The following is an 18,527-nucleotide window of genomic DNA, read 5'->3' on the forward strand; positions in this document are numbered from 1 at the left end:
ATCACATTGCTCCCTCTTCATTCCTTTGCGATATGAAACCACTTAACCAACACCCTATATGTCTCTCGATCCACCGCTCGATTGCGGGATGAGGAAGCATGGCGCTTCCGTTATACCGATAAGCAAGCCCCGCCAGACGGGCAGGAATGACATGGTTCGTGAAGTACCCCTGGCTTAGAAACAACGGAACCACAATAATCGGCTCATCAGGCTGAGCCGATTGCAATGCTGTCAGCTTGCGGGAAGCCTCATCGGGCAACAGCAAGGCATAATCCGCACGCGCGAACCCGCCCAAGTCGCAAAGCCGCTCGGCGAGTCGGGACAGCCCCCGCTGCCACCGCTCCCGGAACACGGGCTCCTCGCTCCCGTGCCCGATCAAGAGCAGTGCTTCCTCCGAAGGCCTGACCGATAGCTCCGACAAGTTGTCCAGCAGAAGCTCGATTACTTCGGGAGCGTCGTCCATGGGACGGCCGTACGTGATATTGGCGGATGTGCGGAATGTCCCCAGATCGCCGCAGAAGCCGTCCGCGATGGAAGGATAGCCGAATGCTTGGGCGATCTCGTCCACATGGGTGCTGCCGGACGAGACGAATAGAGGCACAACGAATATATCCGTTACACCCTGTCGCTCCAAGTCATCAATGCCATCCTGTATCAATCTGTTCTCCACGATCTCCAAGAAGGAGGAGACGACTGGCACCTCCATGCCGACTTGCTCCCTGACATGCTCTGCGCACCGGGAAGATGCAGCGACTACTGCCGCATCCACCAGGCTGACCCATCCCGCGTCTCTGGAACCGTGACTAATGACAAGAACGCCAGGCTTCATGGCTTGCGCACTCCTTATCTACCGAGTCGATCCAGTGTCATTTTGTATCCGTCATTGCCGTAATTCAGGCATCTCTTCACTCTGGAGATGGTAGCGGTGCTTGCTCCCGTCTCCGCCTCGATTTGATTGTACGTGCTTCCTTTCCCCAGCATGCGCGCTACTTCCAGTCGTTGCGACAAGGATTGTATTTCATTGACCGTGCACAGATCGTCGAAGAACACATAACACTCCTCTACAGACTTGAGCGTCAATATCGCCTCGAACAATTGGTCTATCGCTTTATCATTGAGCTTCTTCAGCTGCATGCATTACCACTCCCATTATTGCTATTCATCTTATTTTATCCCTTCCGTACCTTTATTTCAAACTTTACCGTATTCCAGTGCCAAAGAAAATATTCCTGAAGACATATGCTACCGTCCACAGGGTATTCAACTAGAAAAGAGTCATAACCCGGGACATTCGTCCAATCACCACGTTAGCCTATGCCATAGACTACTATAAAAAAGGGTTGTGATCCCATTGAAACAACAGCTTTCCCCTGATGACGGCCACAATCGGCAGCACAGGCAAAGCCGAGCAACGCGTCCGCAGGAAGCACAGCCTGGGCACGGCAGCGCACATCGGCAGCCTCCGCACAATCGGCCGATTCACGGCTATCATCAGCTTATGGAGCAATATCAGTCCATTCCTTCATCATACTATCCTCATGGACATCAGGTTCAAGGCACTTCGTACCCGCCCCATGCGTGGGGCAACAACAGCTATAGCAATCACAGCAGAAGCGCGTCACCGCCAGCTCATATTTCATCGCAAAGCGAACCCCATCTGCTCCCGGCCGTTGTCCCGCAACCTTCTTCCCAGCTTGCGGAGACGCCTCCCAGACCACCATCGGGCGGGTTCTCGCTGGCCAACTTGACCAAGATGGCCAACTTGACCGAGATTAAAGGCTTCGTCGATCGGATGGGCGGATTGGACGGCATTCTGTCCACGGTAACGAAGATGCAGAAGGTCGTCACCGGCGTATCCCAGATGGCTCCCATGGTGAAGGTGCTGTTCGGATCATTCGGCAAGAAGTCCATCTCGCAAGACGATGAGAATAACTCCGGCTCTGGGACGAGGCGGCGCCGAAGAAGAAGAAGGAACGGCAGCACACGCAAGAAGAACAGCACCGCGCAGCGGCGCAGAAGACGAAGCGGCAGCCGAAGAAGATAAAGGCGAATGCATAACGAACAAGACAGCGAGAAGGCCATGAAGCTGACATCTCAACTATCGCATCATGGCCTCTCAGCTGCCCTACTTTTTATTCCGCCGCTTTACCTGAATCGCCTGCGCTCTCCCATGTCACGTAGTCGCGGAGCGATGACGTATTCGGCACGACATGAATGTACGTCTTGCCCGGCATGAGCGCCAATTCTTTCCCGTCTCTATGGAAGCGAATCATACCGTCAGCCGCCCGCACCCATTCCGCCTCCATCACCTTGCCATTCTGGAGCAGTAGCGCTTCTCCGCCTGATTTCAGATCGATCGCGAGCCTGCCTACATCGTCTAACGTCTTGTGTGCCGTCTGGAAGACGATCAGATTCGTGGCGGCTAATGGCTCGTCATTGTTCATATCAATATGCGGCTCATCATTAATGGATCTTATGTATACATCCGTGGATTCGTCGTACTTGTAACCGACCTTGTAGCTTTTCAGCAGGAATTTGATACTGATCTCTTGCGCTTCCTCAGAAGCCATAGCGTCCGTCTCGCTTACTGCCCCTTCCGGAAGGAAGGTGTATTTCACAAGCTCGACATCCGTGGAATATCCCTTCTTGTCAGCGCCGGTACGCAGCTGCTCCAGATTGGAATATAGATTGTGAGGCGCCTTTCGGTCCTTGCTTCTCCAGAAGTAGGTGCCCGCATTCGTTATTTCATCGAGATACGGTTTGCGCTGGTTCTGCAATATGCCATAAGCCTCCGGACTTCCGCCGGCATGAGCGATGACGGAGCCATAGCTCTCAGCGATATCGATCAAGTAAGGTCGGTTGCTGCGGATTGGGCCAATCGTGAAGTCCTGCTTCTCCGTACTCTGGAAGATAGCGATCAGTCGGGTAATGCCCCCCTCTGCTAACACCTCCCATATAATGTCGGCTTCAGTAAGGCCAGATTGCGGCCGAGCAGGAGCCAGATTGTTGATCAGCACAGCCATGGGACGAGCGCTTAATTCCTTGTCACTTCCCATTCCCGTCAAGGGCGCCGTATAAGGCAGAGGCGTCGGAGTCGGCTCCGCTGTAGGTTCGATAGTTGCAGTCGGCTCTATCGTCTCCTTGACGGCCGGCACGGGATCGCTCTTCCTGCCGTTCGATCCGCTGCCGCATGCCGCCAAGATTACCAGAATTACCGCCAGCAGCATAGTTAACGAAATACGTGCTTTCCCCTTCATGAATCCCCCGCCTTTTTCCAGTTTCGTCATTCTCTTAATCTATCTATTATTTAAACATAGATCGTCAGGGATGTCTTGACCAAATTGAAAACACCGGTGCCCTTCGCTCTTATTTTCTAATTACAACCCAGGGCACATACCTTATAACTCCTAATTGTGCGGCCGCATGCAAAGACAACTTGTCACGCGGTTAAAATTCTAATAATTGCATAACTTAAAGCTATCTCCCATGGAAACGAGGCGGAACATTGTGAGCAAGGGGAGCGGCAACCTCACCATTTGGTTAACCTTTTCAATCCTTCTGCTGAGCTCGGGGCTGGTCTGTCATGTAATGGCGATTCCTATTATACTGGGCGTGTCGCTTCGCGATTCATGGCTGACGATTATCGTGGCTGCTCCGTTATTTTTACTCTGGCTGCTGCTGTTGCACATCGTGCTGAAGGGGATTCACGGACAACGGCTACCCGACTGGATCCAGAGGGAATACGGCGTCGTACCTGCGTGGCTGCTGCGCATCCTGTCAATCGTCATTCTCTTCTTCTCCGGCACATATACGCTAAGAGACACCGCATTATGGACCGTGACGACTTATATGCAGCAGACGCCTACGCTCGTGATTGTGGTCAGCGCAGTAGCTCTGGCGATGCTGGCTGCCTACAAGGGCATACGTACGATTGCCATGACCGCAAGCATTCTGGTGCCCATCGTCATATTCCTGGGCTATTTCATTATGGGGGCCAATACGCGCTATAAGGACTTCAGCCTGCTGCTTCCTATGCTGGAGCATGGTTGGTCGCCCGTGTTCAGAGGAGTCGTCTATGTACTCGCAGGAATGATGGAGGTATGGATTCTGCTGCTCTATCAGCATGAACTGCGGCAGAAGATGAAGTGGTGGCAGCTTGTCCTGCTAGGCCTGTTCTTAATCAGCATGACCATGGGACCCACGGTTGGAGCAATTACGGAATTCGGCCCTTTGGAAGCGGCGAAGCAGCGGCATACTGCCTTTGAACAATGGAAAATACTAAGTCTCGGGATCTTTCTGGAGCATGTTGATTTCCTGTCCATCTACCAATGGCTATGCGGCTCCTTTGCCCGGATCGCGATCTCCATGTACTTGATCGTGGATATGGCAGATATTCGCAAGCCGAGCCGACGTTTTATGGCATTGTCGATCGTAAGCGCGGCAATGATCTACACAGCTAGATTTTCGAAGCTGCGGGACGATCAGGCCATTATGTACTTGCAATATATCCATCTTCCGGGCATCTTTCTATTCTCAAGCGTATTAGTTGTCTTGCTTGCGTTGGCAGTCTGGGGGAGTAAAGTGAAAGCAAGGAAAGGAGGAACGCAATCATGAGCCATACGGATCAAAATAACGGAATCGAACCCATCGATGAACAAGTGCTTCGCGGCTGGTTCCGCGACAGCCACGACGTCTGCATCCACTGCCAGCACTTCGGCACGCCGCCCGATATCACGCCGGCACTGTTCGCTTACAGTACTGGAATGGCTCAGACGACGACTATTAATGAAGTAGTTATGCCTGCAATCAGGAAATTATATGAGAAGACAAGCTTCCTTCATAAGGAGGCTATCATGCGGGAAGCTGATCTGCAATGGAAGATAATGGATATTATAGCAGACAAGGTCGATCGGCGCTTAGCAGCATCTCATTTGTTTCAGGGCTCGCTCCTTTTCATTCTTCCTACCCTGCAGACGATGTGGATTATCGACGTGTCGAAGCAACTGTCGCGCACGCCAGAGGAGTCGTCCACAGAAGTATCCATTCGCGGCCCGAAAGATGCATTTGTCGAACAATTGTCCTACAATGTGGCGCTCATTCGTTCTCATCTCCGCACACCGACGCTCGCTTGTGAACAATTTCAGTTGGGCACTCGCACGATGACGATGTGCGCCTTGCTCTACATTAGCGATATTGCCAACGAGGACACAATCAGCCAAGTTCGCAGCAAGCTCTCTTCTATACGGGAAGAGAAAATTCTGACGACGGGCAATCTGGAGAACAGTCTTGCACCGGGGGCCTTCACCCTATTTCCTCAGACCGACTCTACCGGACGACCTGACTTCGCTGCCGACTGTCTGCTTAATGGCCGGTTCGTTGTACTCTTGGACGGCAATCCGACCGCGCTTATCGCGCCATCCAACCTGTTCCTGTTGCTGAAATCGCCGGAGGACGCTTATTTCCCATTTTTATCGACCAATCTGGGAAGACTGCTTCGCTACGTCGGTCTGTTCCTGACCATCTTTCTACCGGGCTTCTTCATCGCTTTCACGACTTTCCATTCCGATCAGATCCCGTTCACTCTGCTGGCTACCATATCCATGGGGCGGGTCGGATTGCCGATGGAATCTGCTCTAGAGATGTTCTTCATCATGTCGCTTATGGAGCTGTTCCGCGAGGCGGGCGTCCGCTTGCCGACTTCAATCGGACAGACCCTGACGGTCGTCGGCGGCTTGATTATTGGCGATGCTTCGATAAGAGCGGGCATGGTATCGCCGCTTATGATCGTCGTTACCGCTATTACCGTCGTCGCTGGAGCCACATTGGTGAACCAGTCGCTGACGAGCACAACGATTCTGCTGCGCTTCGTCTCCTTCTTGCTATCGGCGATACTGGGCATGTACGGGTTCATCTTGTCCATGATTCTGCTTGTCATCTATCTTGCCTCATTCGAATCGTTCGGCGTGCCTTATCTCGCACCTGCTGCGCCTCTGCAGCCGAAGGATCTGCTTAGAAGCCTGTTCAAGCTGCCTCAGAAGTGGATGAAGCGGCGGCCGGATTACTTGCATACCCGTAAGCCTGACAAGAAGGGAGATGAAGCATGAACGCACATGCTTGCTGTAAGGCCGTGCGCCTGACCGCGACCGTGCTTGCTCTGTGCATCGGAATGACCGTGTTGACGAGTTGCTGGAGCGCATCCGATGTACAGAACAAGAGCTACGTGAAGGCGCTTGGCATTGACTATGAAGACGGGGAGTATATCGTGTACGCCCAATTCCTCGACTTTACCAGCATTGCGAAGTCGGAGTCGGGGGGGCGAAGAGAAGGCAAACCTACCACCTGGGTCGGACAAGGCAAGGGCAAGACGATCAATATGGCGACCGATCAGTTGTACAACACATCGCAAATCTACGTTACTTGGGGTCATATCTCCGCTCTCGTGTTTACGGAGAGAGCGTTGAAAGCGAAAGGATTCGAAATGATCGAAATGGTTAACCGCTTCCCGGAAATCCGTTACAATACATGGATATATTCTACGCAATCAGATTTACTGGACATTTTGTCCGCGGAAGCCTTCTTCAATATGACGTCACTCATGTCGATCCTGCATGAGCCTACACCGAATTACAAGCAGAATTCCACGCTGCCGCCGATCGAGATGTTCAAGTTCATCGCTCGATTTAATGAACCCGATCAGCCCTCTTATATGCCCAGTATAAGCCTGAACAAGCAACAATGGAGAATGTCCAAGAAGCCGGCGCCTCAGCTTATGCTGAATGGTGCCTACTTCGAAAGCTTTGATGGCAGCCGTACATTTATTAGCAAGAAGAAGCTGGAGGGCTATCAATGGATGCAGAAGGATACGAATCGGGCTCCGCTTATCGTGGAGAAGGACGGAATCGTCTATGCCAACCTGAGCATAGGTCGGCCCTCGGTTGACATTACTCCGACGCTGAAGGACGGAGAAGTCCGATTCCACATATCCGTTAAACTGGTCGGCTCGATGTACGAATACAATGAACCGATTGCCTACCAGGAGATGATTGCAATGGCGGAGAAAGTGGTGGCCAAGCAGATTGAGAGCGTCTATCTGCAAGGGGTGCGGAACGGTATCGATCTCTTCCGGTTGGGACGAACCTTGCGTCTGAACAATCCAGCGTTATGGAAGGAGCTGACGGATAACGGGAATCGCTTGTTCGTCACTCCGGAGTCCATCGAACAGCTGACTGTTCATATCGACATCCCGTATAACGGTAAGTACAAGCGAATAACGGACTAGATCGACCAGTGATGCCATTCCTGCTGCTGACGGTCGCGCTTCTCCAGCCATTGCGAGGTAACCGAGATTGCTTCCTCCTGATGCTTCCTGCTGGAATACGTATGACCTGCCTGGAACAGAATTTCTTTGTCACACACACCTTCGGATCTCGTCCAAAATACCTTCTGGTATAAGAAGCTGTAATCGACGGGAATGACCTCGTCGCTGGTCCCGTGGACAAGCAAGACATCTCCGCCGAAGCGCGGGGCCGTCTGGAACGGCTGATGCTGCATAAGCGAATCGAAGTAGGCGGGCCGCAGCACGTATCCCATATGATCTACGCCGCCCTTCATGACCGCCTCGTCGTAGCTCTCTCTCCCTACGATACGGACAATATCGTTGAAGGGATAACCGACAGGCGACCACAAGACGAGCCGCTTCACCCGCTTGTCCTTCGCGGCCGTAATGATGGAGACGGCCCCGCCCAAGCTATGACCGAGCAAGACGATGCGTTGTGGATCGACGCAATCCATCGCTGACATATAATCGATAACGGTGCGCGTCTGATCCACCATCGCATCGAAGCCGAGCACTCCGTAATCGCCCGAGCTCTCGCCGCAGCCGCCGTAATCGAACCGCATCACGAAGCAGCCGTTAGCTGCCAACGCGCGCGCTGTCTTCACGAACAAGCGGTCGATGCCGACTCGATTGCCGATGAAGCCGTGACAGATAATGATCGCGCCATATTTTCTGTTGCATTCCGTCTCTTGATTGCCGGCCCCTATGTCGGCAGGATAATGTAAAGTAGCCGCCAGTTCAAGCTCGTTATCGTGCCGAAGCACCAATTGCTTCTCCATCCTGCTATCCTCCTTATGCGTGCTTGCATCAAGCTATATACAATAATACCTACCTGTATACTATGAATTAATTGAATTTCATACTATCACCTTTACCGACAACTGTCAATCAGGTAATGTGCTGAGACGTCTAAGGAAGGAACATCTTATGAATAAACGATGCGATGCATACATCGCTACGAACTGGCAATAGTAAAAAAAGACCTCGCACGGAGGTCTTTGCCCTTACTCTTAATTGCTGGGAGGTGCGCCTATGCCGTTATGGATCGCATGGCTTCGGGATCACTGGATGTCCATTATGCTCGCTGGCGGCGCTATCATTGCCGTCATCTACGTCATCGCTCGCCGCAAGCTGCTATTTTTCAAGGAATAGCGGCATTGCAATTCGCACGATCGTTCCGGCTCCACGTTCACTGTCGATTCCAATCTCGCCCCCGTGGAGCTCAATGATCTCCTTGCATATCGCCAGTCCAAGTCCGGAACCTCCCGCTCCGCTGCTTCCCTTAAAGAACTTGTCCATCACATGAGGCAGCTCTTCCGCAGCGATTCCCTTCCCCGTATCCGATACCGTCAGAATCGCCTGCTGCTGCTCCGCTGCAGTCACCACACGTACCGTCCCGCCCCTGTCAGTGAATTTGAACGCATTATCAATCAGATTAATAATAACCTGCTTCAGCCGATTCGCATCGCCTTGGACGAGGATCGGGCTTGGCCCGTAGGTCGAGACTAGCTTGACGCCAGTCTTCTCCTCCCGTACGGCAAGCTGGCGTACCGTCTCCTTCACCGTGCTGTTCAGGTCCAACGGCTCCAGATGCAGCTCCATCGTCTTCGCGGACAGCTTGGAGAAATCCAGCAAGTCTTCGACAAGACCGGATAATCGCTCCGTCTCCTTGCTGATAATAGACAATCCCATACTCAGTTCCTCATCCTCTTCCGTCGGCCCGCTCTCCTTCAGCGTCTCGCTCCAGCCCTTGATCGAGGTGAGCGGTGTTCGGAGCTCGTGCGAGATGGAGGAGATAAAGTCATTCTTCAGCTTCTCTCGCGTATTCAACTCGTTAACCATCGTATTGAACGTCTCCGCCAATTGACCGATCTCGTCGTCGCTGCGCTTCATAGCCTTGCGGGTCCAGTCTCCCTCCGCCATATATCTCGCCGCCTTCGTCAGCTCCCTGATCGGCCTTACGATCCGCTGAGCCAGGAACAGACTAAGTCCGAGGAACAGCAGAATGACGAACAAGCCCGCGATCGACGCAAGCTGGATGAGACGGTAGACCATATCGTCCACTAACGTTAGCGATGATGTATACCGGAACAGCGATACGATGCGATTCTCGTTCCATACCGGAATCGTGACGGAGACGACTCGCTCATTGTAATAGGGATCGACACCCGTCCAACTTCCCGCCGTACCGGCCATCGCCGCCTTCACATCGCTGGTCCCATAACGGATATCCGGCGATAAGCCTTCCGAGTCAATGCGCACCTCGCCGTTGTTGCTCAGCAGCTGAAGCCGGGAGGCTCCTCCCTCCACCATGTACAGGAGCATGTAGTGGGCCTGATCGTTCAGCGTAAGCGAGGACAAGGAACGGCCATGAAGCGACATGGCTGACTCCGCTCGCTGCTTCACCGAGCTATCGGCGCTGCCATAATAATATTTCCACATGAGCAGGGAGAATGACGCCCCGAGGACAGTAACGACCAGCGCAATTAACAGCAGATAGCTAAGTACCATCTTGGTCTTGATGCTTCTCATGTCGGCCCGCTCCGTCTCCATCTATATCCGAAGCCCCATACCGTCTCGATGAAAGAGGGCTCCGAAGGATTAATCTCAATCTTCTGGCGTATACGGCGTATGTTCACGTCAACTACTTTCAGATCGCCCACATAATAGCGCCCCCATACCGCTGTCAGTATATCGTCGCGGCTGACGCTCTCGCCTTCCCGCTCCATAAGCAGCCTGACAAGCGTCCATTCCGTGGGAGTCAATATGATCTCTTCCCCATTCTTCCATAGCTTGCGCTCCATGACGGACAATGTGAACGGTCCGCTAATGCTGACGCCAGATGGACGATCGTCTGCCGCCGTTCCAACTGCTGATCCGTCCACTCCTCCGATGCTTGGCACCGCAGCGTACATTCCCTCGGCAGCTCGCTTGACATCGGCGTAGTCGCTGTCCACCGCTGCAGTCTTCTCACTCCTGTCACGCTCCCCGTCGTCCGCATACATGCGACGATAGAGCGACTTGATGCGTGCGATAAGCTCGCCCGGGCTGAACGGCTTCTGCACATAGTCGTCGGCACCCAGTTCCAGCCCATAGATCTTGTCCTCCTCCTGGCTCTTCGCAGTCAGCATAATAATCCCCATTCGCGGATACTGCTTCCTTAATCTCTCGCACACTTCGAATCCGCTAATCGTCGGGAGCATCACATCCAGCAGTGCGATATCGAAAGGACCATGCTCGGCCGCGAACGCCAACGCATCTTCTCCGTTCTCCGCTTCCGTCACTTCCATCTCATTCCGCTTCAGATTAATGCGGACGAAGCCGCGTATCGCCTCTTCATCCTCCAGCAACAATATTCGCACTCTTCTCACCGCCACTTCAGATTCTATTGAAGATGCTGGAACTGGAGCAGCGAAGGAAATCGTTCCACAGCCTTCACCATATCCATGAAACCGACCTGCGCAGATTCCCCCAGGTGTGCAGGAGGCGCCTTGGCATACTGGACAACGAACACATTGCCGCTGTCGCGACTCAGCTCGAAGTACGGCCTCTCCTTCTCTTGTCTCTGCCAGCTCTCCTCCAGCTCGCTCCACTTCTCCAGTCGTATCGCGTATAGAGATGCCAGCTCAGCCGATACGCCATTCTGTTCATCGAGGAATTGGAACGACACCAAGCCATACGGCTCATTCTCCAACGGGAAGAACGTATATCGACCCCACCATTCCTTCGGAATCGTCAATCGAATGCCATAGGCATAGTTCTGATACTGTTCCGTGACAATCTCGTAGCCTCTTCTCCCATCCCACTGCACATACTGGTTGATCCATTCCGTATCCACATAAGGCGCTTCCTCCGATCCGGGGGCCTGCAGCGCTCTGTGCAGCTCCAGGATGCCGTCTCCGTTCACATCCTCGCTGTACACCGCTCTGCCATTGAAGCCTTCCTCGTTCATATAGAGAGGTCCTTCCGGATAGATCAACTTCAGTCCCCCGTTCTCCCAGGCGTACATATAAGTCATCATGCTGTGCGCTCCCGTGTTGCCTTCTATAATCATCCCTTTATGCCTTGGAGATATGGCGCCAATGGTCATCGTGTCATAGGAATTGACCGAGGGAACCAGTTCAATGCTTGAGATCTGCTTCATGCCGTTGCCTTGCCACTCGTACACGTCTAGGTCATGAACAGACTGCCTCTCATCGCCTTTGCTGTCGTAAGAGAGCAGAATAACCAGTTGATCTGTTCCATCATTGTTGAGCTCTCCTACTTCCGCTAGCGTATACGGGAAGCTCTCTACAGGCTCCAGCGTGTCTTCTCCCGAATCACTCTTCGTCACCTTCGTCTGGAAGGAATACAACTCCATCGTATTGGGACTGTCATACGATCCGATCCAGCCTACGAACAATTCCTGCTGCCCGTCGTTGTCGAAGTCCGTCAACTTCAGCCAGTCGATGCCTCTAGCGATGGGCTGGTCGATCGTCAGCCACTTGCGCCAGCCGCTATTCTCATTGCGAAGCAGCATAATTTCAGGTGCGCTGTATTCCCCGTAATAAGTAACCACCGCTTCCTCTATTCCGTCACCGTCCAGATCAACGAGCCGTAGCGCCTCTTTGTAGTCGTCGTCCTTGAGCGGGAGCGTAAGCAAGCTATGCTGAGGCAGCGCGCGGGCAATCGCGCTCGTCAGTTGATGCATGTCCTCGGCTATCGTCGGCTTCTGTAGCAGATCCGCCGGCGCAGCCGTATACTTGCATCCGCTAACGACCAGAGGTAATAGCAACAGCGCAGCAAGAAGCGGCGCAGCCCACAGCTGCCGCTTCCCCTTCCCGCGCTGAATGAATGTTAAGCCATACAAGGTCATAAGCCCCCTCATCGATAACGAACCGTCTAATCTGTTCTTACTCCAGCATGCCCAGCTCTTCCAGCTCATCCATCGTCACGAATGTATATCCCATCTCTCTGAGATCCTTGATGGCGCCAGGAAGCATCTCCACTGTATTTTTAATATGCTTGCCGCCGAAAGAATGCATTAATAGTATACCACCAGGCTTCGTCTCATGCCGAATCATCTCCTGCATATCCTTCACGGAAGTGCCCGCCCAATCCCGCGTATCCACCGTCCAGCCTGTATGCTCGCGATCTTGCTCCTCCAGCACCTCCAGCAACGTTTTGGAGAGTGCTCCGTAAGGAGCGCGGAACCACTTCGTCGAGTAGCCCAGCACCTCCTCGATCGCTTTGTCCGACCTGGCGACGTTATGGATGATTTGCTTACGGCTCAGCTTGCGAAAGTTCTCGTGGCCGAGGGAATGGTTGCCGATGCCGTGACCTTCATCATGCATGCGCTGCAGCACCTCGGGATGCTTCTCCACCTGCGATCCCACGACGAAAAATGTCGCCTTCACGCCTTCTTCCTTCAGAATGTCCAATATGGCCGTCGTATAACGATTGTCCGGCCCGTCGTCGAACGTGAGCGCGACCACATTCTTCTCGCCGGGCTTTTGCTTCTCTTGATCCGGTGCGACTTCTCCTCCATCGTCTTGGTCTTGCCCACTGCTATTAACGCTGTTATTGTCCTCTATATAAGATGAGTCCTCATCGCGAGGTATGTACACGCTATTCCCGTTTCCATTCACTCCAGTGAAGCGGTCGCCCTTGACGCGATCCGGTTCCGTCACTGAGATCAATATACCGTCTCCCCCGTTACCGGCTGCCAGACCGCCTTGATCCTGCACCTCTCCCTTATCGCTCGTCCATACAAGCGCCGAGAGACTGATCGTTTGACCTGTCGTACAGCCGGCAAGCCATATCATAACAGCTGCAGATAGAATGACAATCGCCAATTTCCGATAATTTCTTTTATTATATGTCACTTTCCTCATCTTGCTCACCCTCTGTCCCGCTGATACATCTATCTTATCGAACTGGCAGCTTCAGAGAGTTACAATTTAGTTACGATATTAGAGAGGATGCGGCGGCATCCGATCCGTCGATGGGCTATGCTGCTTTCAAAAAGATACGCCGCCTCCGCACCGCGAAGCAGAAACTCTGCTCAGCAGTTGCAAAGGCGGCGTTTTCCCGTTAAGGATCGAAAGACTTACCCTTCCATTATTTAAAATAAAGCGCTGATACATCCTGACCTTGTTCAATTCTATGATGCGTCACATATCTGCAGTAATGCTGGTAATGCGCATGATACAATTGACCGTTTTTGGAAGGAGAATACGTCAAGTACAGTTGCCTGCGGCTCACGTCCGCTGTATTGGGCCCGCTCTGATGCGGGGTGAACGAGTGGAATATAATGACATCTCCCGGCTGAGTCTCCACAAGCTGTCCCTTATCCGGATCAATCTCGGAGATTTCCTCCTCATTCATATTGCGCAGCTCTCCTGCCGTGGAGCGGAAGCGGTCATGATAACCCGGGAACAGCTCCAGCCCCCCATTCGCTTCAGTAGCCCCATCAATGGCTACCATGACTGAAATCAATCCTTCTATCGGAAACCCTTGCCACCAGGAAGCATCCTGATGCATCGAATAGCCCGTCACTCCGGGCAGCTTAAAGATCAGCTTATCTTTGAACAATACCGGTTCATCCATAAAGATATCGCGCAGCGGCGCCAGAATGCGCTCGTCATTCTCCAATTGGTGAAATACTGCCGAGAGATCTTGAACCGGATCGATTTTCTCGATAATGGACTGCCCATTCATCGTTCTGTAGTTCACGCGCAGATTGTTCGGTTCAACATATTCCCTTAAAGTAAGGAGTCGTTCACATTCCTTCTGCCATACCGCTGCTTCTTCAGCAGTAAATACATTGCGCAACACCAAATAGCCATTTTCCTTATAATTTTGCAGCTGTTCTGAAGAAAGGAACTTTGAAATTTTCATTCGTCACACATCCTCTTCAAAATTAGTTAATACACTTTTTGCTCATTTCCTGATATCATAATACTATCGAAATTTATTGGATAACATGCAGATTCATATCGACTTTCATATCTTTTTTTGTGTGAAACGAAAGGAGCTTCCCGCCATGCTGGAGCATCTCTTACAGGTCCGGTTAATTCGTTGGTACAGCACTTCGGTGAGAAGGCAGTTTATGCTGGCTGAGGATACGTATGACAACTGGGCGATATTGGCCGCCGATGAAGGCAGCTTCGAATACCAAGTTGGCGAGGAATCAGGAATGGCACAATTTGGAGACATCGTGATCTGCCCGCCAGGCGTCAAACTGGAACGTCACGCGCGGGATCGTCTGTCCTTCCTGTTTCTTGAATTTTATTGGGAGAGCGATCAGGAGAAGCCGCAAACCGCAGATATAGGCCTGCCATACGGCAAAGTATCCTTTCATCGCATCGACCGCTTCACCTCCATCTTCTCGCTCATCCGAGACATTTCCGATACCGATTTGCAGGAGCATTTCGTATATAAACAGCATCTGCTTCGAGATTTATTATGTCTGTACGCCATTGAGCGCCAGGACGCCATGAACCCCATCGTCTCGAAGGATTCCCTGGTACGGGCTGCCGTTCAACAAATTCACAAACGCGCCTTCGAAGCTTTATCTTTAAAGAGTCTTGCGGATCAAGCCGCTTTGAGTCAGTCACATTTTTCCAGACGTTTTCAAGCGGATATGGGCGTGTCTCCCATCGCTTATTTAACCGCTATACGAATGCGCAAAGCTCAGCATTTATTAATTAACTCGGATCTCACGCTGGAAGAGATCGCACTGCAATGTGGTTATCAGAACGGCTTCTACCTCAGCCGGGTATTTAAGAACCATTATGGGACCAGCCCCTCCGCCTTCCGCCAAAACTATCGCATATAAGAAAGAGGCCTGTGTCAGCAACTCGCCGGCAGGCCTCTAAATAAAGGAACTGTCTGATTATTTCCCCATGCTTGATTGATGTAGCAACATGATCTCATCTTCGGCTAGCGCCCGGTTGAAGACGGCAAGGCCGCCAAGCAGACCGTTATAGAAATTGCCTATTTCCCCAGATCGATCAACAGCGCCGACCGTAAAATCTGCACCGTCCTCTCCGCCGTCGAACAGACCGTCCGGATAGTGGTAGGGATTATATTGTTCCCTGCGATCCAGCACGCCGTCAAGATACGACCTCGCCTCATTCCCGTCGTAAGTGAACGCGACGAAATGCCATTTCCCCTTCGTGACGGGAGTAGCCCCAATGGAGCTTGTCATGCAGTATTGATAGCCCGGCGTCGGCCCGCCTACAGCCGACACATGCCCGCATACCTGCTCAGCGCTGTCCCATATCCTCAAGTTTAGAAACATGCCGTACTGCCGCTTCCTGGCGGTCTCGTTCCAAATTCCCGCGATAAACTCGCAGCCAGTGCTGTCTATTCTGTCTCGATTTACCCATGCCGTTACGGTAAGCTGTGCCTGAGGGCCATATATATTCAGCTCAGGACAATCCTGTCTTGGAATGCTTAACCATTGACCATCCCTTATATGAAGCGAGCTGTCGCCGAATACACCCTTCTCTGCGCGCTCCGGCGCTCCGTTCATGGCCTTCAGCCGATAGGGACAAGGCCCTTTCGCTACGAATTCCTCACCATTGGCCCTATGAAAATCCCAAAAACTGACCAGACCTTCCATCCCAACCAACCAGTCTGTGTTCAAGCTCGTTGACTTTGACAAATACAATCCCTCCCTTATCTAACCTTTAACTTTTCATAGGAAGACGAAGGCGAACTGAAGTCCCTATGCCCGGTCTGCTATAACATTCCACCCCGTACTCCTCACCATAATACAATTGGATTCGTTGGTGTACATTTTTTACGCCGTATCCGCCGCCGCGCGAATCGCGCAGCAGCACATCCAACTGCTGTCGGCTCATTCCCACTCCGTCGTCGACTACATCGAACACCAGGTATTTATGATCGTTATACACGCGAACGGTCACCGTGCCCGAATGATCTTCCTTCTGCTGGATACCGTGCAATACGGCATTTTCTACAATCGGTTGAAGAATCAGCTTGGTCATGCGGCAGCTAAGAAGCTTGCTGTCCACCTCGTAATAATACTGAAGCTTCTCCTTGTATCGGATATCTTGAATATTCATGAAGGCTTGCACATGATTAAGCTCATTAACTACAGTGGTAAGCTCTTGCCCGCGATTCAAGCCCAGTCGAAAAAATTTCGACAACGAATCTACCAGAATAACGATACGGTCCGCTTTCATCTTCATTCCCATCCACTTTAGCGTATCCAGTGTGTTGTACAGAAAATGAGGTTTAATCTGGGATTCAAGCGCCGTTAACTCTGCCGCCTGCTTGCGTACACCCATCTGGTAGACCTCGTCCACAAGCTCGCGAATCCGCAAAATCATGCTATTGAATTGAGACTGCAACCCGGAAATCTCATCATTGCCGGTTATCCGGATCATGGCTCCGTAATTCCCTTGTCTCACTTCTTGCATGTGCAGGACAAGCGTGCGCAGTCCGCGAGTCAAGCGAGCTGAAAGCAATATCGCCGGAAAGGAAGCCAATACAATGACGAGGATGCCGATATAGCCCGTAAATTCTCCTATTACATAACTTTTGGCTCTAATCTCTTGAACGGGAACCAAAGCCGCTATCTCCCATCCGTTGTATTCAATCGGTTGGAATATGGTAAAGTATTCTTTGCCGTCAAGCTTTACAATGGGCATTTCTTCCATGCGAGCGGTTCCAAAAATCTCCCGCAGCACTTCGGATTCCGAATAACCGGCAATGGCCTCGGAAGCAAACGAAGTAATTCGCTGGTGCTCATTATATACGTATATAGCGCCATTGTCGGAGAAATTCACATTTCTAATGACATCGTTAAGCACTTCTTCCTTCATATCGATGGCGACGATGGCCAGCACGGATTTCAAATTGCGAAAGTCATTGACGGCACGGTACAGGGACACCACATCATAGCGATTCTGCGGCAAATATTCCTGCTTATGCGTATTCTTCCACAAAATCTCTCCATCCTTCTCCACTAGCCGCTGCCGCCACTCGCTATCCATATCCTGCAATCTGAAAATGTTGTTGTTCTCGCGAGAGTACAAGGAATCGCCGGAGACGAATAGACGAATACGGAAGATATTGCGATTATTCTCCAGATTGGATACAATATCGATCAGATCCTGGAAATCATTCAGCATCTGCACCGTAGGCTGTTCGCCATATCCCGATTTCTCTCGCTTCAGAATGGTTTGCAGCTGCGGATGCATCAGGATGAGTTCCGATACATTCTCCACTTCCTTCAGCCTGTAAGTAAGATTAATAGCCGCTTGCTGCAAGGCTTGCTTATACGTGACGCCAACTTGCTCTTCTACAATTCTTGTGGCATGCCAATAAGAGAAGCCGCCGATCAGAACCGTCGCCAATATAATAAGCGCCATGAAGGAGAACATGAGCTTCCAGCGTAACGTCATAGCTGATCCCGGTATTCCTTAGGACTGAGTCCAGTGTACTTTTTAAATACTTTGGCGAAGTAATTTGGATCCGAGTACCCTGTATCAACAGCTATTTCATAGATTTTAATAAAGGGGTCCTGCAGCATCCGTTTCGCGTGGAACATGCGCACCTTGGTCAAATAATCGGCAACGGTTTCCCCTGTTTCCTTCTTGAACACATTCGACATATGATTAATCGATAAGCATATGTCATCGGCAATGTCTTGTATCGTCAGCTTCTCCGAGTAACGCTGTTCAATCAGCTTTATGACTTCCTGTGAAATGCGATAATCGCGAGTGCCGCTAACCTCTGTCATCCGGATCTCTTTCGGCACAAATTCCGCAATTCGCTTATCCCTCTTCACCTGTGCGACTACCTTCTCCATCACTTGTTCTAGCTCAATTTCATTGAACGGTTTAACCAGGTAGTCTACCGCGTCATATTTAAGCGCTGATTTAATGTACTGAAAATTTTCGAACGCGCTGAGTACCACGATCTCGATCTGGAGCAGTTCCTCCCGTATCGCTTGGATCAGCTCCAGACCGCTCATTCCTGGCATCACTACATCCGTAAGCAATATATCCGGCTTTACCTCTCTCACTTTTTGCAACGCTTCTTTGCCATTGCTCGCTTCCCCGCAGATCTTGATTCCCTTTCCGGTCCAGTCCACATAATCGCGCAATCCTTCGCGAATAATGTCTTCATCATCTACTATGATCATGGATAACACGACTCGTTCCCCCCAACCTAT

The 18,527-nt window shown here is 51.7% G+C and carries 17 protein-coding genes; 5 read left to right on the forward strand and 12 right to left on the reverse strand.

Translation table 11 applies throughout. The annotated features are described in order from the left end of the window. Position 1: 1 nt before the first annotated feature. Together ACFQ2I_RS12265 and ACFQ2I_RS12270 are read right to left on the reverse strand one after the other, a co-directional pair. Positions 2 to 829, reverse strand: coding sequence for a sirohydrochlorin chelatase (locus tag ACFQ2I_RS12265; RefSeq protein ID WP_377564537.1), 828 nt, complete (start codon positions 827 to 829; stop codon positions 2 to 4). Between the two features lie 14 nt (positions 830 to 843). Continuing rightward, on the reverse strand, positions 844 to 1,134 hold the full coding sequence (locus ACFQ2I_RS12270; RefSeq protein ID WP_262679060.1) for a YerC/YecD family TrpR-related protein: 291 nt from the start codon (positions 1,132 to 1,134) through the stop codon (positions 844 to 846). Between the two features lie 217 nt (positions 1,135 to 1,351). On the opposite strand from ACFQ2I_RS12270, the gene ACFQ2I_RS12275 reads away from it, so the two are divergent. After that, the gene (locus ACFQ2I_RS12275; RefSeq protein WP_377564538.1) at positions 1,352 to 2,044 is read left to right on the forward strand and encodes a hypothetical protein; all 693 of its coding nucleotides are present in this window, start codon (positions 1,352 to 1,354) and stop codon (positions 2,042 to 2,044) included. An 88-nt stretch (positions 2,045 to 2,132) separates the two neighbouring features. On the opposite strand, the gene ACFQ2I_RS12280 is transcribed toward ACFQ2I_RS12275, so the two are convergent. After that, positions 2,133 to 3,257, reverse strand: coding sequence for a DUF3048 domain-containing protein (locus ACFQ2I_RS12280; protein ID WP_377564539.1), 1,125 nt, complete (start codon positions 3,255 to 3,257; stop codon positions 2,133 to 2,135). A gap of 250 nt (positions 3,258 to 3,507) precedes the next feature. Here ACFQ2I_RS12280 and ACFQ2I_RS12285 point away from each other — a divergent pair, with 250 nt between their 5' ends. From ACFQ2I_RS12285 to ACFQ2I_RS12295, 3 genes are read left to right on the forward strand one after another with little or no spacing between them, the layout of a single operon-like run. Further along, on the forward strand, positions 3,508 to 4,614 hold the full coding sequence (locus tag ACFQ2I_RS12285) for an endospore germination permease (RefSeq protein WP_377564540.1): 1,107 nt from the start codon (positions 3,508 to 3,510) through the stop codon (positions 4,612 to 4,614). Beyond that, a complete protein-coding gene (locus ACFQ2I_RS12290; protein ID WP_377564542.1) occupies positions 4,611 to 6,104 on the forward strand; it encodes a spore germination protein in 1,494 nt (497 codons plus the stop codon). The genes ACFQ2I_RS12285 and ACFQ2I_RS12290 overlap by 4 nt, the downstream gene beginning before the upstream one ends. Next, entirely contained in the window at positions 6,101 to 7,279 is a 1,179-nt protein-coding gene (locus ACFQ2I_RS12295; protein WP_377564543.1) for a Ger(x)C family spore germination protein, read from the forward strand. The genes ACFQ2I_RS12290 and ACFQ2I_RS12295 overlap by 4 nt, the downstream gene beginning before the upstream one ends. Here ACFQ2I_RS12295 and ACFQ2I_RS12300 read toward each other — a convergent pair. The 6 genes from ACFQ2I_RS12300 to ACFQ2I_RS12325 all read right to left on the reverse strand — a co-directional run bounded on the left by ACFQ2I_RS12300 (position 7,276) and on the right by ACFQ2I_RS12325 (position 14,215). Beyond that, positions 7,276 to 8,115, reverse strand: a complete 840-nt coding sequence (locus tag ACFQ2I_RS12300) for an alpha/beta hydrolase (protein WP_377564545.1) — start codon at positions 8,113 to 8,115, stop codon at positions 7,276 to 7,278. The two genes, ACFQ2I_RS12295 and ACFQ2I_RS12300, sit on opposite strands and share 4 nt — an antisense overlap. A 355-nt stretch (positions 8,116 to 8,470) precedes the next feature. Then, on the reverse strand, positions 8,471 to 9,868 hold the full coding sequence (locus ACFQ2I_RS12305) for a sensor histidine kinase (protein ID WP_377564546.1): 1,398 nt from the start codon (positions 9,866 to 9,868) through the stop codon (positions 8,471 to 8,473). Then, positions 9,865 to 10,698, reverse strand: a complete 834-nt coding sequence (locus ACFQ2I_RS12310) for a response regulator transcription factor (RefSeq protein ID WP_377564547.1) — start codon at positions 10,696 to 10,698, stop codon at positions 9,865 to 9,867. The genes ACFQ2I_RS12305 and ACFQ2I_RS12310 overlap by 4 nt, the downstream gene beginning before the upstream one ends. Positions 10,699 to 10,721: 23 nt before the next feature. Next, the gene (locus ACFQ2I_RS12315; protein WP_377564548.1) at positions 10,722 to 12,185 is read right to left on the reverse strand and encodes an FG-GAP repeat domain-containing protein; all 1,464 of its coding nucleotides are present in this window, start codon (positions 12,183 to 12,185) and stop codon (positions 10,722 to 10,724) included. Between the two features lie 43 nt (positions 12,186 to 12,228). Then, positions 12,229 to 13,209 carry a polysaccharide deacetylase family protein gene (locus ACFQ2I_RS12320; protein WP_377564549.1) on the reverse strand — a complete coding sequence of 327 codons (981 nt, stop codon included), beginning with the start codon at positions 13,207 to 13,209 and terminating at the stop codon, positions 12,229 to 12,231. Positions 13,210 to 13,435: 226 nt separating this feature from the next. Continuing rightward, positions 13,436 to 14,215 carry a phytanoyl-CoA dioxygenase family protein gene (locus tag ACFQ2I_RS12325; protein ID WP_377564550.1) on the reverse strand — a complete coding sequence of 260 codons (780 nt, stop codon included), beginning with the start codon at positions 14,213 to 14,215 and terminating at the stop codon, positions 13,436 to 13,438. Positions 14,216 to 14,360: 145 nt separating this feature from the next. On the opposite strand from ACFQ2I_RS12325, the gene ACFQ2I_RS12330 reads away from it, so the two are divergent. After that, the gene (locus tag ACFQ2I_RS12330; protein WP_377564551.1) at positions 14,361 to 15,155 is read left to right on the forward strand and encodes an AraC family transcriptional regulator; all 795 of its coding nucleotides are present in this window, start codon (positions 14,361 to 14,363) and stop codon (positions 15,153 to 15,155) included. Between the two features lie 57 nt (positions 15,156 to 15,212). On the opposite strand, the gene ACFQ2I_RS12335 is transcribed toward ACFQ2I_RS12330, so the two are convergent. Genes ACFQ2I_RS12335 through ACFQ2I_RS12345 form a run of 3 tightly spaced genes read right to left on the reverse strand, consistent with a single transcriptional unit; the run spans position 15,213 to position 18,497 of the window. Then, complete coding sequence (locus ACFQ2I_RS12335) at positions 15,213 to 15,986, reverse strand: LamG domain-containing protein (RefSeq protein WP_377564552.1); 774 nt, start codon at positions 15,984 to 15,986, stop codon at positions 15,213 to 15,215. 25 nt (positions 15,987 to 16,011) lie between these two features. Next, positions 16,012 to 17,754, reverse strand: a complete 1,743-nt coding sequence (locus tag ACFQ2I_RS12340; protein WP_377564554.1) for a cache domain-containing sensor histidine kinase — start codon at positions 17,752 to 17,754, stop codon at positions 16,012 to 16,014. Then, positions 17,751 to 18,497, reverse strand: coding sequence for a response regulator transcription factor (locus tag ACFQ2I_RS12345; RefSeq protein ID WP_377564607.1), 747 nt, complete (start codon positions 18,495 to 18,497; stop codon positions 17,751 to 17,753). The genes ACFQ2I_RS12340 and ACFQ2I_RS12345 overlap by 4 nt, the downstream gene beginning before the upstream one ends. Positions 18,498 to 18,527 lie beyond the last annotated feature (30 nt).

Origin of the sequence: Paenibacillus chungangensis (assembly GCF_042675905.1) — a bacterium.
GTDB classification, from domain to species: domain Bacteria; phylum Bacillota; class Bacilli; order Paenibacillales; family Paenibacillaceae; genus Pristimantibacillus; species Pristimantibacillus chungangensis.

What these genes read in the sequence shown, in the direction of transcription:
- ACFQ2I_RS12265 (WP_377564537.1), bottom strand. Translation starts at nt 829, where the DNA reads ATGAAGCCTGGCGTTCTTGTCATTAGTCACGGTTCCAGAGACGCGGGA.
- ACFQ2I_RS12270 (WP_262679060.1), bottom strand. Translation starts at nt 1,134, where the DNA reads ATGCAGCTGAAGAAGCTCAATGATAAAGCGATAGACCAATTGTTCGAG.
- ACFQ2I_RS12280 (WP_377564539.1), bottom strand. Translation starts at nt 3,257, where the DNA reads ATGAAGGGGAAAGCACGTATTTCGTTAACTATGCTGCTGGCGGTAATT.
- ACFQ2I_RS12290 (WP_377564542.1), top strand. Translation starts at nt 4,611, where the DNA reads ATGAGCCATACGGATCAAAATAACGGAATCGAACCCATCGATGAACAA.
- ACFQ2I_RS12295 (WP_377564543.1), top strand. Translation starts at nt 6,101, where the DNA reads ATGAACGCACATGCTTGCTGTAAGGCCGTGCGCCTGACCGCGACCGTG.
- ACFQ2I_RS12300 (WP_377564545.1), bottom strand. Translation starts at nt 8,115, where the DNA reads ATGGAGAAGCAATTGGTGCTTCGGCACGATAACGAGCTTGAACTGGCG.
- ACFQ2I_RS12305 (WP_377564546.1), bottom strand. Translation starts at nt 9,868, where the DNA reads ATGAGAAGCATCAAGACCAAGATGGTACTTAGCTATCTGCTGTTAATT.
- ACFQ2I_RS12320 (WP_377564549.1), bottom strand. Translation starts at nt 13,209, where the DNA reads ATGAGGAAAGTGACATATAATAAAAGAAATTATCGGAAATTGGCGATT.
- ACFQ2I_RS12325 (WP_377564550.1), bottom strand. Translation starts at nt 14,215, where the DNA reads ATGAAAATTTCAAAGTTCCTTTCTTCAGAACAGCTGCAAAATTATAAG.
- ACFQ2I_RS12330 (WP_377564551.1), top strand. Translation starts at nt 14,361, where the DNA reads ATGCTGGAGCATCTCTTACAGGTCCGGTTAATTCGTTGGTACAGCACT.
- ACFQ2I_RS12340 (WP_377564554.1), bottom strand. Translation starts at nt 17,754, where the DNA reads ATGACGTTACGCTGGAAGCTCATGTTCTCCTTCATGGCGCTTATTATA.
- ACFQ2I_RS12345 (WP_377564607.1), bottom strand. Translation starts at nt 18,497, where the DNA reads ATGATCATAGTAGATGATGAAGACATTATTCGCGAAGGATTGCGCGAT.